This window comes from Variovorax sp. GW823-FHT02B07 (assembly GCF_058797695.1).
Map to the genome: position 1 here is coordinate 260174 of NZ_JBXAJX010000002.1, position 15436 is coordinate 275609.

A 15436-nucleotide genomic window follows, 5' to 3' on the forward strand; every position below is an offset into this window, starting at 1 on the left:
GATGCATCCCGTGGACTTCGTGACCCACCTGCGCAGCCTCGCCGCGCAGCGCCCCGACGACATCGCATTGATCGCCATCACCGACCGCGACGGCGCCGCACTCGACACGCCCATCAGCTACCGCACGCTCGACACGCGCGTGCGCGGTCTCGCGGCGCAGCTGCAGCAGGCCTTCGCACCCGGCGGCCGCGCACTGATCATGCTGGACAACAGCGACGACTACGTTGTCAGTTTCTTCGCCTGCCTCTACGCGGGCCTCGTCGCCGTGCCGGTGTTCCCGCCCGAGTCCACGCGCAGGCGCCACCTGGGCAAGCTCGAAGGCATCGCCGCCGACGCGGGCGCCTGCTGCGTGCTGACCCACGCCGCCATCCGCGACGCGATGGCGGGCGTGGCCGGCGCCTTCGCGCAGGCCACGCTCATCGCCGTGGACGAGATCGACGCCGCCGGCGCCGACGCATGGCGCCCGCACACGCCGGCCGCCACCGACATCGCGTTCCTGCAATACACCTCCGGCTCCACCTCGGCGCCCAAGGGCGTCATGGTCACGCACGCCAACCTCATGGCGAACATGCGCGCGATCGAAGAGGGCCTCTCGGTCTGCACGAGCGACACCTTCGTCACCTGGCTGCCGCTGAACCACGACATGGGCCTCATCGGCGGCCTGCTGCAGCCGATGCACCGTGGCGCCGTGGTGGCGCTGATGTCTCCGCGCTACTTCCTCGAGCGCCCCGTGCGCTGGCTCGAAGCCGTGTCGCGGCTGCGCGCCACGGTCAGCGGCGGGCCCGACTTCGCCTACCGCCTGTGCCTGGATCGCGTGTCCGACGCGCAGCTGCAAAGGCTCGACCTGTCGTCCTGGCGCCTCGCGTTCTCCGGCGCCGAGCCGGTGCGCGCCGACACCCTGCGGTCGTTCCAGCAACGCTTCGCGCCCGCGGGCTTTCCGGCCGAGGCGGTGTACCCCTGCTACGGCCTGGCCGAATCGACGCTGTTCGTCACCGGCGGGCACCGCGGCGCCGGCATGGTCGCGCACGCCTTCGACAAGGCGCGCCTGGCGCAAGGCGCCGTGGTGCGCGACGAGGGCGGCGCCATGCTCGTGGGCTGCGGCCGCAGCGTGACGCACCATGCGGTGCGCATCGTCGATACCGCCACGCTGAGCGTGTGCGCCGATGGCGCCGTCGGCGAAATCTGGGCCTCGGGCCCGAGCCTGGGCAGCGGCTACTGGAACAAGCCCGAGGTGTCGCAGCAGACCTTCGTCGAGCACGACGGCACGCGCTGGCTGCGCACCGGCGACCTGGGTTTCGTGCACGACGGCCAGCTCTATGTGGCCGGCCGCATCAAGGACATGATCATCGTGCGCGGCCACAACCTGTATCCGCAGGACATCGAGCGCGAAGTGGAGCGCGAGGTCGAGGCCGTGCGCAAGGGCCGCGTCGCGGCCTTCGCGGTCGAGGGGCCGGAAGGCGAGGGCATCGGCTTCGCGGCCGAGGTGTCGCGCAGCATCCAGAAGCTGGTGCGGCCCGAGGTGCTGGTCGAGGCGCTGAGCGCGGCTGTGAGCGAGCAGTGCGGCGAGCCGCTGTCGGTCGTGATGCTGCTCAACCCCGGTGGCATGCCCAAGACCACGAGCGGCAAGTTGCAGCGCGGCGCCTGCCGCCAGGGCTGGATCGATCGCACGGCCGACGCCTATGCGATCTACGCACACGGCGCGTTCGTGCTGGGCGGCAGCGCCCCTGCAGTCGACACACCCGAAGCCGCACTCGACGACGTCGAGCAGGCCCTGGCCACGATCTGGCACGAGGTGCTGCGCCGCCCTGTCGAACGGCCGCTGGCGCGCGACGCGCACTTCTTCACCCACGGCGGCAACTCGCTCGCCGCCACGCAGGTGGCCGCGCGCATCGGCGAGCGCTGGGACATCGACTTCCCGCTGCGTGCGCTGTTCGAACAGCCGCGCCTGGGCGACCTCGCGCGCGAACTGCGGCGCGTGCGGGCGCTCGGCCAGCGCCGCGCGCACCAACCGATCCCGGCCCTGCCGGCCGAGCGCCGCACCGGGCTGCTCGCGCTGTCGCATGCGCAGGCGCGCCAGTGGTTCCTCTGGCAGCTCGATCCGCAGAACAGCGCCTACCACGTGGGCGTGGCGCTGCGCCTGTCGGGCGTGCTGGATACCGACGCAATGAAGGCGGCACTCGAAGGCCTGCTCGCGCGCCACGAAAGCCTGCGCACCGTGTTCCGCACCGCGGCCGACGGCACGGTCGGCCAGCAGGTGCTGCCGACGGCGCCGCTGGCGCTCGCCCACATCGATCTGCGCGCACTGCCGGTCGACGAACGCGAAGGCGCCGCCGCCGCGCAGGCGCGCGCGCTGCAGGTCGAGCCCTTCGACCTCGTGGCCGGCCCCGTGCTGCGTGCCGCGTGGCTTCAGCTCGGCGACGCGCACCACATCCTCGCGATCGTCACGCACCACATCGTGTCCGATGGTGCGTCGCTGCAGGTGTTGCTCGACGAGTTCGGTGCCGCCTATGCCGCACACGCAAAGGGCGAAACGCCGTCGCTCGCCACGCCACTGATCCAGTACGCCGACTACGCCGCGTGGCAACGCGACTGGCTCGCCGCGGGCGAGGCCGAACGGCAACTGACCTACTGGCGCGCCCAGCTCGGCGACACGCACCCCGTGCTGGCCTTGCCCACGGACCGCCCCCGCCATGCGGTCGCGAACTACCGCGCGGCCTCGCACGCTTTCGACCTCGACGCGGCCCTCGTCGCCCGCCTGCACGCCACCGCGCAGGCGCACGGCGCCACGCTGTTCATGGTGCTGCTCGCGGGCTTCCAGGCGCTGCTGCATCGCTACACGGGCCAGCCCGATGTGCGCGTGGGCGTGCCGGTCGCGAACCGCCACCGCCCCGAGACCACGGGCCTCATCGGCTTCTTCGTCAACACGCAGGTGCTGCGCGCCACGCTGAACGGCCGCACCCCGTTCGCGCAACTGCTGGCCCAGACCCGCGAGGCCGCGCTCGGCGCACAGGCGCACCAGGACCTGCCGTTCGAACAGCTCGTGGACGCCCTGCAGCCGCAGCGCAGCCTCAGCCACAACCCGCTCTTCCAGGTGATGTTCAACCTGCTGCGCGAAGACACGGCCGTGCTGCGCGGCCTGCCGGGCCTGGCGGTCGACGAGTACCGCATGGACGACAGCGCCGCGCAGTGCGAACTCGCGCTCGACATCCGCGAGCGCGCCGACGGCCAGCTGCGCGCGGTCCTCACCGCGGCGGCCGAGCTGTTCGATGAGGAGACCATCGCGCGCATGGCCACGCACTACCGCGCGCTGCTCGACGCGCTGACGGCCGACCCGGCCCGCGCCATCGGCGATGCGCCGTGGCTCGCTGCCGAAGAGCAGGCGCAATTGCACGCCTGGGGCACGGGCCCGTCGCCTGCATCCGCCGCGACTCCCGCACACCGGCTTTTCGAGGCGCACGTCCGCCGTGCACCGGATGCCATCGCGTTGATCGCCGGCGACACCGAGCTCTCCTACGCCGCCCTCGACCGCCGCGCCAACCGCCTCGCGCACCGCCTGCTGCGCCACGGCGTGCAGCCCGACACGCGGGTCGCCGTGGCCGTCGATGCCTCGGTCGATCGCGTCGTCAGCCTGCTCGCGGTGTTGAAAGCCGGCGGGACCTACCTGCCGATGGACCCCTCGCACCCGCCGCAACGGCTGTCGCAGCTGTTGGCCGACAGCGGCGCCGCGCTGCTGCTGACCGGCAGCCACAGCTCAGTGAATGGACCCGTCACGCGCATCACGGTCGATGACGCATCGCTCGACGACGAATCGAACGAGGCCCCGCAATTCGCGCTGCACGACCACCACCTGGCCTACGTGATCCACACCTCGGGCACCACTGGCCGCCCCAAGGGCGTGGCGGTCGCGCACGGCGCGCTGTCGATGCACCTCCAGGCCATGGCCCACACCTGCGGCTTCACGGCGAGCGACCGTTCGCTGCAGTTCGCGCTGCCGCACGTCGACGCCGCCATCGAGCAGTGCCTGCTGCCGCTGACCTCCGGCGCCGCACTGGTGCTGCAGCCGCAGTGGTGCTCGCTCGCCAGCGAACTCGATGTCCTGCTGCAACGCCACCGCGTCAGCGTGGTCGACCTGCCGCCGGCCTACGCGCGCCAGCTGCTGCAGGACCAGCCGCCGTTCCACCACGCCGTGCGCCTCGCGCTCTTCGGCGGCGAGGCCTGGACCGGCGAAGACCTCGCGCTGGTTCGCCGCGTGCTGCACCCGGCACGCGTCGTGAACGCCTACGGCCCGACCGAAGCCGTGATCACGCCGACCCTGTGGTCCGCCGACGCCGAGGCCATCGTGCAGGGCTACGCCCCCATCGGTCGCCCGGTCGGCCGCCGCACTGCCCATGTGCTCGACGCCGACCTGCAGCCCGTGCCGCAGGGCGTGCCCGGCGAGTTGTACCTCGGCGGCGACGGCCTCGCGCGGGGCTACCTCGGGCGTTCGGCCCTGACGGCCGAGCGCTTCGTCGCCGACCCCTTCGACGGGGCGGGCGGTCGCCTGTACCGCACCGGCGACCTCGTGCGCTGGCGCGCCGACGGGCAGCTCGAGTACCTCGAGCGGCTCGATCACCAGGTGAAGGTGCGGGGCTTCCGCATCGAGCTCGGCGAAGTCGAGGCGCGCTTGCGCGAGCAGCCCGGCGTGCGCGCGGCGCTGGTGTGCCTGCACGAGGGCGCAGCGGGCCCGTCGCTCGTCGCCTACGTCGCACCCGCTGCAGACGCATCGCTCGATGCGACCACGCTCAAGACGCAGCTGGCGCAGGCGTTGCCCGACTACATGGTGCCCTCGGCGCTGATGGTGCTCGACAGCTTCCCGCTCGGCGCCAACGGCAAGGTGGACCGCCGCGCGCTGCCCGCACCGGCGGCAGCCGGCACGCCAGGCTACGAAGCTCCCCACGGCGACGTCGCGCAGACGCTGGCCGCGATCTGGGCCGAGCTGCTCAAGGTCGTGCAGGTCGGCCTGCACGACAACTTCTTCGACCTCGGCGGCAACTCGCTGCTCGTGATCCGCATGCACCGGCTGGTGGAAGACCGCCTGCAGCCGGGCCTGGCGGTGGTCGACCTCTTCAAGTACCCGACCGTCGGCGCGCTCGCCCGTCACATCGAGCAGAAGGAGCGCAGCCCCGCCGCGGCCTCCGACGACGCCGCGCAGGCGAAACAGCGTGCGCAGCAGCAGCGCGCCGCCTTGCTGCAACGCCGCCGACCCACGGAAAGAACCCTCTGATGCACGCGCAAGACGACACCCTGCCTTCTGCCCCCGACACCACGGGCCTCGAGATCGCCATCGTCGGCATGGCCGGCCGCTTTCCCGGCGCGCCCGACGTGGACGCCTTCTGGCGCAACATCCGCGACGGCGTCGAGTCGGTCACCGTCTTCAGCGACGACGAACTGCGCGCGCGCGGCGTGCCCGAACGCGCGCTGGCCGATCCCGACTACGTGAAGGCCGGCGTGCTGTTCGACGGCTTCGACCGCTTCGACGCCGGCTTCTTCGGCTACTCGCCGCGCGAGGCCGAGCACCTCGATCCGCAGCAGCGCATCTTTCTCGAATGCGCCTGGGAGGCGATGGACCATGCGGGCTGGCCAGTGGGGCGTGATGGCCCGAAGGGCGGGGCGCCGGTCGGCGTCTACGCGGGCGACGGCCCCAACCTCTACCTCATGAAGCACCTGCTGCCCGCCGTCGGCATCGACGCGGGCACCGGCATCGCCGACATGCTGGGCCTCATGAGCGGCAACTCCGCCGGCTCGCTGTGCACGCGCGTGGCCTACAAGCTCGACCTGCGCGGCCCGGCGCTGAGCGTGCAGACCGAATGCTCGACTTCGCTGGTGGCCGTGCACCTGGCCTGCCAGGGCCTGCTGAGCCACGACTGCGACATGGCGCTGGCCGGCGGCGTGTGGCTCAACCTGCTGCAGGAGGGCGGCTACCGCTACCAGAACGGCGCCATCCTCTCGCCCGACGGCCACTGCCGCGCCTTCGACGCCAAGGCCGCGGGCACGGTGATCGGCAGCGGCGCGGGCATCGTCGTGCTGCGCCGACTGGCCGATGCGCTGCGCGACGGCGACACCATCCACGCCGTCATCAAGGGCACGGCCGCCAACAACGACGGTGCCGACAAGATCGGCTTCACCGCACCGAGCGTGCAAGGCCAGGCCGGCGCGATCCGCGCGGCGCAGCTGATGGCCGACGTGCCCGCGCACACGGTCGGCTATGTCGAGGCGCACGGCACCGGCACCACGCTGGGGGACCCGATCGAGCTGGCCGCGCTCACACAGGCCTTCCGTGCGGATGGCGGCGATGGCGGGCGCTGCGGCTACTGCGCCATCGGCTCGGTCAAGACCAACATCGGCCACCTCGACGCAGCAGCCGGCGTGGCCGGGCTCATCAAGGCGACGCTGGCGCTGCGCCACCGCACGCTGCCGCCAAGCCTGCACTTCGAGCAACCGAACCCGCAGATCGATTTCGCGAACAGCCCGTTCCGCGTGAACACCGAGGCGCTCCCGTGGCCCGAGGGCGATACGCCGCGCCGCGCGGGTGTCAGCTCCTTCGGCATCGGCGGCACCAATGTGCACGTCGTGCTGGAAGAGGCGCCGCCCGTTGTTGCGTCCGAACCAACGGCAGGCTGGCAAGTGCTGCCGCTGTCGAGCCGCAGCGCGACCGCAACGCGGCAGGCCGCGCAGCAACTCGCCGAGCACCTGCGCGCGCACCCCGCACTGCCGCTCACCGACATCGCCCACACCTTGCAGTCCGGCCGCCGCGCCTTCGAGCACCGGAGCGCCGTCGTGGCCGACCACGCCGAAGGGGCCGTGCAGCTGCTCTCGGCGGGCGAGGGCCTGGCCGTGCGCGCCGCACCCGCACAGGCGCCCGAGGTGGTCTTCCTCTTCCCCGGCGGCGGCACGCAGCACGCCCAGATGGGCCGCGCACTCTACGAGGACGACGCGGCCTTCCGGGACGACATCGACCGCTGCTGCGCGCTGCTGGAGCCCGAACTGGGCTTCGACCTGCGCACCGTGCTGTTCCCCGCGCCCGGCGGCGAGGCCGAAGCCGACGCGCGGCTGTTCGACATCGCGCTCGCGCAACCCGCGCTCTTCGTCGTCGCTTACGCGATGGCGCAGTGGTGGATGCGCCGCGGCGTGCGGCCCGCGGTGATGATGGGCCACAGCCTGGGCGAGTACGTCGCCGCCTGCCTGGCGGGCGTGTTCCGCCTCGAAGACGCGCTGCGCGTCGCGGCCCTGCGCGGACGCCTGCTGCAGTCGATGCCGCCCGGCGCGATGACCGCCGTGCCGTTGTCGCAATCCGCGCTCGCGCCCTTCCTGGCGCCGGGCTGCGACCTCGCCGCCGCCAACGCCGAGCAGCTGTGCGTGATCTCCGGCCCGCGCGAGGCGGTCGAGGCCGCCGAGGCACGGCTGCGCGCGGCGGGCCACCTGCCGCGCCGGCTGCATGTGTCGATCGCCTCGCACTCGGCAATGACCGAGCCGCTGCTCGCGCCGCTCGAAGCGCTCATCGCCTCGGTGCCGCGCCGGCCGCCGACGATCCCCTTCGTCTCGAACGTCACGGGCCAGCTCATCACGCCCGAAGAGGCCATGAGCCCCGCCTACTGGGCGCGCCACCTGCGCGGCACCGTGCAGTACGCCGACGGCGTGGGCACCTTGCTGCAGGTGCCGGGTCGCGTGCTGCTCGAAGTCGGCCCCGGCGAAACGCTGGCGGGCCTGGCGCGCCAGCATCCGCTGGCCGACACCGCCGCCGGCGTGCTCGCCAGCCAGGCGCATCCGCAGCAGCAGGCACGCAACGCGCAGCAGATCGCGCAGACGCTGGCGCAGCTGTGGGTCGCGGGCGTGGACATCGACTGGGCCGCCTGCCGCGCGGGTGCTGCGCGTCGGCGCGTGCCGCTGCCGGCGTATCCGTTCCAGCGCCGCCGTTACTGGGTCGAAGCGCCCAACGCTGCGAAGGTGGCGCAACGTCCGGCTGGCGACGCGTTCTACGTGCCCTCGTGGCAGCGCACGGAGCCGCTGGCCGTCGCATCGTCGGCATCGACCGACGGCTGTCTGCTCGTGCTCGGCGACAGCCGCAGCCTCACGGGCCACCTCGTGCGGCAGCTGCGCGCGCAGGGCCGCACCGTCGTGCTGGCCGAGCGCGGCAGCGCCTTCGCGCGCACGGCCCACGGCCACTGGACGCTGCGCCCCGGCGCGCGCGACGACCATGCCCGCCTGCAGAGCGAGATCGCGGCCGACTTCGGCGCCATCACCGGCATCTACCACCTGTGGAGCCTCGACGAAGCGCCGCCCGCGCAGCAGCCGCAGGCCGAGCTGCTCGAACGCAGCTTCTTCAGCCTGCTCGCGCTCGTGCAGTCGCTCGAAGCCGGCGACCGCACGCTGCCGCTGGCCGTCGTCGCCAACCAGCTCGAAGACGTCACCGGCGCCGAGCCGCTGTGCCCCGAGAAGGCCACGCTGCGCGGCATCGGCAAGGTGATCGGCCAGGAATACCCGCGCGTGCATTGCCGCGTGATCGACGTCGTGCTGCCCGCGCCCGAAAGCGATGCCGAAGGCCGGCTGGTCGCGCAGATCGTGGCCGAGGCCGCGGCGCTGCAGGCCGAGCCCGGTGAGCCGCTGGTGGCCTACCGCGGCGCGCACCGCTGGATCAAGATCTACGAACCCGCGACGCTGACCGCTGCCGCGCAGCCGCGCCTGCGCCGCGAGGGCGTCTACCTTGTCACCGGCGGCCTGGGCGGTGTCGGCCTCGCGCTGGCGAAGCACTTGGCCGTGCACTGGCAGGCGCGGCTGGTGCTGCTGGGCCGCACGGCGCTGCCGGCGCGCGCGGAATGGCCGGCGCTGGTGGCGGCCGACAGCACGCCCGCCGCTCTGAAGGCGCGGCTGCAGCAACTGCTCGAACTCGAAGCGCTCGGCGCACAGGTGCTCACCGTGTCGGCCGACGTGTCCGATGCCGACGCGATGCGCGCGGCCCTCGCGCAGGCCAATGCCCGCTTCGGCCCGCTGCACGGTGTCGTGCATGCCGCTGGCGATGCGGGCGGCGGCATGATGGCCGGGCGCACGCGCGCGCAGGTCGACACCGTGTTCGCAACCAAGGTGCGCGGCACGCGCGTGCTGCTCGACGCGCTGCGCGGCCAGCCGCTGGACTTCGTGCTGCTGTGCTCGTCCATCTCCAGCGTGGCCGGCGGCCTGGGCATGAGCGACTACGCCGCCGCCAACGCCTACCTCGACGCCGTGGCCGTCGCGCACGAGCGGCTCGGCGCGTTCCCGGTGTTCTCGGTCAACTGGGACGCCTGGCGCGGCCTCGGCATGGCCGCGCACATGGACGTGCCCGACGACATCGGCATGGACGGCCCGGAGGGCGCGCGCGTCTTCGAGCGCATCGTCAACGGCCCGGCGCGCGCGCAGACCGTCATCTCGACCGCCGACCTGGCCACGCGCCTGGGCCCGCTCGACAACGGCATGCTCGACCTGCTCGGCGACGAGGCACCGGCCGCCGCCGCAGGCGCGGCGCACCCGAGGCCCGCGCTGCAGACCCCGTTCGTCGCGCCGCAGGGCGAGGTCGAGACCGCGCTTGCCGCGCTGTGGACCGAGCGCCTGGGCATCGCGCCCATCGGCGTGGACGACAACCTGTTCGAACTCGGCGGCGATTCGCTCGTCGCCATCCAGCTGCTGTCGCGCGTGCGCAAGCGCTACGCGACCGAGCTGCACCCCAGCGAGTTCTTCAAGGCGCCGACCATCGCCGGCCTGGCCGCGCGGCTCGGCGTCGTCTCGACCGCCGCCGCGCCGCAGCGCAGCGCGATGGAGATCACGCCCGTCGCGCGCGGCGGCGCACTGCCGCTGTCGCCGATGCAGCGCCGCCTCTGGCTGGTCGACCGCCTCACCGACGCCACCAACCGCAGCGGCCGCGCGGCCTACAACATGTCGGCCGGCCTCGCGCTGCACGGCGAGCTCGACATCCGCGCGCTGCGCGCCGCCATCGACGCCATCGTCGCGCGCCACGAGGTGCTGCGCACCGTGTTCACCGAGGACGACGACGGCGAACCCATGGCCGTCGTGCGTTCCGGCGCGCCGCTCGACATTCCCGTGATCGCGCTCGACGACAGCGCGCGCTACGGCCAGCTGTTCGACGAACTGGTGCGCGCACCGCTCGCGCTGGCCGAAGGTCCACTGATCAAGGCCACCGTCGTGCGCATGGCGACGCGCGAGCATGTGCTGGTGCTCGTGGTGCACCACATCGTGTTCGACGGCTGGTCGATCGCCGTGTTCGCACGCGAGCTGGCCGCGTTCTACGAGCGTGCGCGGCGCGGCCAGCCGCTCCAACTGGCGCCGCTGCCCGTGCAGTACGCCGACTACGCCGCCTGGTATGCGCACGCGCTCGCCTCTGAAAGCTTCGCGCCGAAGGCCGCATTCTGGCGCGAGCGGCTGGCGGGTGCACCGCAGGCCTCGGGCATCAAGCCCGATCACCAACGCCCCTCTGTGCCCACGCATGCCGGAGACTCGGTGCGGCTCACGCTGTCGCCGGCGCTGTCGCAGTCGCTGGCCGCGCTCGCGCGCGCGTCGGACACCTCGCTGTTCACGCTGCTGCTGTCGTCGTTCTTCCTGTTCTTCCACCAGGCCTCGGGCGCCGACGACATCGTCATTGGCACCGATGTCGCGGGCCGCGGCCACCCCGACCTCGAAGGGCTGCTCGGCTTCTTCGTCAACGTGGTGCCGCTGCGCTCGCGCCGTGCGAAGGCAGGCACCGACTTCGCGCAATGGCTGGCCGCCACCAAGGCCGACACCCTGGCCGCGATGGACCACCAGGACATGCCTTTCGACCGCATCGTCGAGCTGTCGGGCGTGCCGCGTGCGCGCGACCGCAACCCGCTGGTGCAGGTGCTCTTCGTGCTCCAGAACACGCCCGGGATCCGGTTTGCCATCGAAGGCGCCGAGGTCCAGGTGCTGCCCCAGCAGATGAACGAATCCAAGTTCGACCTGGCGGTGTTCGCCAGCGAACACGACGGCGCGCTCACCGCCGAGTGGGTGTTCGCCACCGACCTCTACCGGCGGGAGACCGTCGAAACCTTCACCGCTTCGTGGCACGCGCTGCTGGAGCGGATCGTCGTCACACCTGGCCAGCCGATCGATGCGCTGGCCCCCATGCCCTCGGAGGAATCCATCGCCATGACAAACGCTCCCAACGTCCGTCCCGCCTCGAAACTGGACAACAAGCTCGGCAAACTCGGAAAGCTCGACGCCCTGGGCGCCGGCCGCGCCCCCGTGCGCGCCGCCGCGCGGCCCGCCGTGCAGACCTCGTTCCTGAAGCCCGGTGCCGAATTTCCCATCGTGCTGCAGGCCACCAGCCCCGAGCTCGACACCGTCGCCTGGGCCAAGGGCCAGGCCGACTACATCGAGATGCTGGTCGCCAGGCACGGCGGCATCCTGTTCCGCGACTTCGGCCTGAAGACGCCGCAGGACTTCGAAGCTTTTGCCGAGGCCATCGAGCCCGAGCTGTACGGCAGCTACGGCGACCTGCCGAAGAAGGAGGGCGGCAAGAAGACCTACCGCTCCACGCCGTACCCCGAGCGCCAGATGATCCTGTTCCACAACGAGAGCGCGCACCTGGACCGCTGGCCGCGCAAGCAGTGGTTCTTCTGCGAGCTGCCGTCGCCCGTGGGCGGCGCCACGCCCATCGTCGACTGCCGCGAGATGCTGCGCCGCCTGCCGGCCGAGGTGGTCGCCGGCTTCGAGCGCAAGGGGCTGCAGTACGTGCGCACCTTCACGCCCGGCCTGGACGTGAGCTGGCAGGACTTTTACAAGACCGATCGCCGCGAAGAGGTCGAGGCGCGCCTGGCCGCCGCCGGCATCGAATGGCGCTGGTTCGACGGCGACACGCTGCAGACGCGCACCCGCTGTCCCGCCGTGATCCGCCACCCGCTCACCGGCGAGCGCGTGTTCTTCAACCAGGTGCAGCTGCACCACGTCGCCTGCCTCGAGGCGCAGGTGCGCGAAGACCTGCTGGCCATGGGCGGCGTCGAGCGCCTGCCGCGCCACGTGACCTACGGCGACGGCTCGCCCATCGCCGACGAGACCATGACCATCGTCGGCGAGGCCTACGAGGCCTGCGCCGTGCGCTTCGACTGGCGCCAGGGCGACGTCGTGATGCTCGACAACATGCTCGCCGCCCATGCACGCGACCCCTTCGAGGGCCTGCGAAAGATCGTGGTGGCGATGGGCGCGATGTTCGACCGCGCCGCACTTGACGACGGCGCGCGCGGCACCGAGTCCCGCCTGGCCGACGAACAAGGCGCCTGAACGAAATGACGACCATGACCGACCCCTTCGACGACACGACCTTCCCGCTGAGCCCCGAACAACGCGCGGTGCAGGCCGATGCGCCGCGCCTGCTGCTGCGCGCCGACATCGAGGGCGCAATCGACGCCGCGCGCCTGCGCGACGTGGTGGCGCGTGTGCTGGGTGCGCACGGCGCCCTGTGCAGCGCCATCCGCGCGGTGCCGGGCTACCGGGGGCTGCGCCAGCAGTACACCGACGGGATGACGCCGCTGGCCTGGGCGGACGCGGACCTGCGCGATGCGCCTGAGTCTGGGTTGACCGAATGGCTGGCGAACATGGAAGCCGCGCCGCTGGACATCGCGCGTGGCGAGATGGTCCGTGCCGGGCTCGCACGCACCGGTGAGGCGCGCCACACGCTGGCGCTTTCCGTGCATGCCTGGGTTGGCGACCGGGGCAGCCTGCAACATCTGTTCGACCAGATCGCCACGGCCTTTGCGGACGCGCACGCTTTCGATGCCGCCGAGGTGTTCCCGTATGCGCGCTTCGTGACCTGGCGCCAGGATCTGCTCGATGGCGAAGACGCTGCCGAGGGCCGTGCTTACTGGCAGCGCTACCTCGCGCAGGCGTCCTCGCCCACGCCGCCGCGCCTCGTCGGCCGGCAGGCTGCTGCCTCCCAGCAGGCTGTGCGCGTGCGTGCTGACGAATCCGTCAATGCCACGTTGGCGGGCCGCATCGCCGCCTGCGCCGACACGCTGGGCGCACAGCCTGACACGCTGCTGCAGGCCGTCTGGTGGCTGCTGCTCGCGCGCCTGGACGGAACCGGCCGTTTCATCGCCGGCTGGCAGCACGACTGCCGCCGCGACTACCCGCCGATGCAGGGTGCGGTCGGCGTGTTCGACAAGGTGCTGCCGCTCATCGTCGAGACCGCGCCCGAGACGCGCTTTGCCGACTGGTTCGACAACGTCGACGGCACGCTGGCCGCGCATGTCGAGGCGCAGGAGTACTGGGCCGTCGAGGCACCGCCCATTGCCACGCACCTCGCGGTCGGCTTCGCCTGCCACGACCGGCCGCGTCGTCACGGCGCCGATCCGCAATGGCAACTGGCTGCATTGCCGGGGCCAGTGCCGACGTTCGAACTCGCCCTGCAGATCGCATGGGACGCCGACGGCGCTGCGCTCTCGGTGCATGCCGATGCCGCGTGCCACAGCGAGGTGGCGGCGCAGCGCCTGCTGATGCAGTACCTCTGCCTGCTGGGCGCCGTCGTCGAACGCCCTGACGCCGCACTCGGCGCGTTGCCGCTGGTCGGCGCGCGTGAGCGCGAGCTGCTGTTGCAGTCGCAAGAAGCCGTGGCCGATGTTGGCACGCAGACCGTCACGCAGCGCATCGCCCACTGGGCCACCGAGACGCCCGAAGCGCCCGCACTCGAAGCGGGCGAGCAGCGCCTGAGCTACCGCGAACTCGACCAGCGCACGGGCCGCGTCGCCCGCTGGCTGCAAGGGCAGGGCGTGACGCCCGGCGCCATCGTCGCGCTGAACCTGCCGCGCGCGCTCGACCTGCCGGTGGCGATCCTCTCTGTCTGGCGCGCGGGCGCCGCCTACCTGCCGCTCGACCCCGACTGGCCCGAGGCGCGCCGCGCGGCGGTGCTGGCCGATGCGAAGCCCATCTTCACCATCGACGCGGCATTGCCCGATGCGAGCACGCTGCCCGAAGCACAAGCCGCATCGCACATCGCTGCACCGAGCGACCTCGCCTACGTGCTCTACACCTCCGGCTCCACCGGCGCACCCAAGGGCGTGGCCGTCGAGCAGGGCCAGCTGCAGAACTACGTGGCAGCCGCTTCGACCGCAATGCAGCTCGACACCTGCCGCCGCTGGGCGCTCACCAGCTCGGTCGCGGCCGACCTGGGCAACACCGCACTGTTCGGCGCGTTCCACAACGGCGCCTGCCTCGTCGTGGCGGTGCCGCACGAGGCCAAGGACGCCGAGGCCTTCGCGCGCTTCATGCGCACACACGCCATCGACGCACTGAAGATCGTGCCCTCGCACCTCGAGGCGCTGCTCGAAAGCGCCACGCCCTGCCTGCCGCGCACCCTGGTGCTGGGCGGCGAGGCCGCGCCGCGCGCGCTGGTCGAGCGCATCGCGCGGCTGGCGCCGCAGTGCGCCATCTACAACCACTACGGGCCGACCGAGGCCACGGTCGGCGTCATGGTGCATGCCGTCGAACCCGGCGCGCCCGTGCCCGAGCAGCTGCCGCTGACGCGCGTGCTCGCGAACAACCGCGTGCGCGTGCTCGATGCGTCGCGCGGCCTCGTGCCGACCGGCGGTCTGGGCGAGGTCTGCATCGGCGGGACGCAGCTGTGCCGCGGCTACCTGAACCGCGCGAACGCTGACGTGTTCGTCGCGGACTCGTTCCGCGCCGGTGAGCGCCTCTATCGCACGGGCGACCTCGCGTGGGTGCTGCCCGAAGGCGGCCTGCGGCTTGCGGGGCGCGCCGACCACCAGGTGAAGGTCCACGGTTACCGCGTCGAGCCGGCCGAGGTCGAGGCGGCGCTGCTGGCGCGGCCCGGCGTGCGCCAGGCGGTCGTGCTCGCCGTGCCCGATGCAGCCGGCGCGACCACGCTCGCCGCCTTCTTCGTCGGCGACAGCGAGGCGGCCGACGGCCGCGCGCTGCGCGAGCAACTCGCCGTGTTGCTGCCCGCACACATGGTGCCCGCGAGCTGCACGGCCGTGAGCGCCTTCGCGCGCCTGCCGAACGGCAAGATCGACCGGCTCGCGCTGGCGGCCTCGGCCCCGGCCGAAGCGCCGCAGCGTGCAGTGAAGGCCCCGCGCGACGCGCTCGAAGCGCTGCTCGCCGACGGCATGGCCACGCTGCTGGGCAGCGGCCCGGTCGGCGTGGAAGACGACTTCTTCGAACTCGGCGGCCACTCGCTGCAGGTCATCAAGTTGGTCGCTCGCATCCGCAAGCTGCTGCAGGTCGAGGTGGCGGCCGGCGTGGTGTTCGATCACCCGACGCCGGCGGCGCTGGCCGCCGTGTTGCGCGAGGCGAGCGCCGACGCGGTCGCACTCGAAAATCTGGCGCAGACGCACCGGCAGCGCGACCTCGCCGACGAATCCGTGGGCGAGGCCGCATGAGCAGGGCC

Annotated in this window: 3 protein-coding genes; all 3 read left to right on the forward strand. The window is 72.4% G+C overall.

The window, feature by feature from the left end:
• Position 1: 1 nt before the first annotated feature.
• From AC1RGU_RS12510 to AC1RGU_RS12520, 3 genes are read left to right on the forward strand one after another with little or no spacing between them, the layout of a single operon-like run.
• Entirely contained in the window at positions 2-5263 is a 5262-nt protein-coding gene (locus AC1RGU_RS12510; RefSeq protein WP_492699239.1) for an amino acid adenylation domain-containing protein, read from the forward strand.
• Positions 5263-12318, forward strand: a complete 7056-nt coding sequence (locus AC1RGU_RS12515) for an SDR family NAD(P)-dependent oxidoreductase (protein WP_492699241.1) — start codon at positions 5263-5265, stop codon at positions 12316-12318. The genes AC1RGU_RS12510 and AC1RGU_RS12515 overlap by 1 nt, the downstream gene beginning before the upstream one ends.
• A gap of 5 nt (positions 12319-12323) precedes the next feature.
• Positions 12324-15428, forward strand: a complete 3105-nt coding sequence (locus AC1RGU_RS12520) for a non-ribosomal peptide synthetase (protein WP_492740796.1) — start codon at positions 12324-12326, stop codon at positions 15426-15428.
• Positions 15429-15436 lie beyond the last annotated feature (8 nt).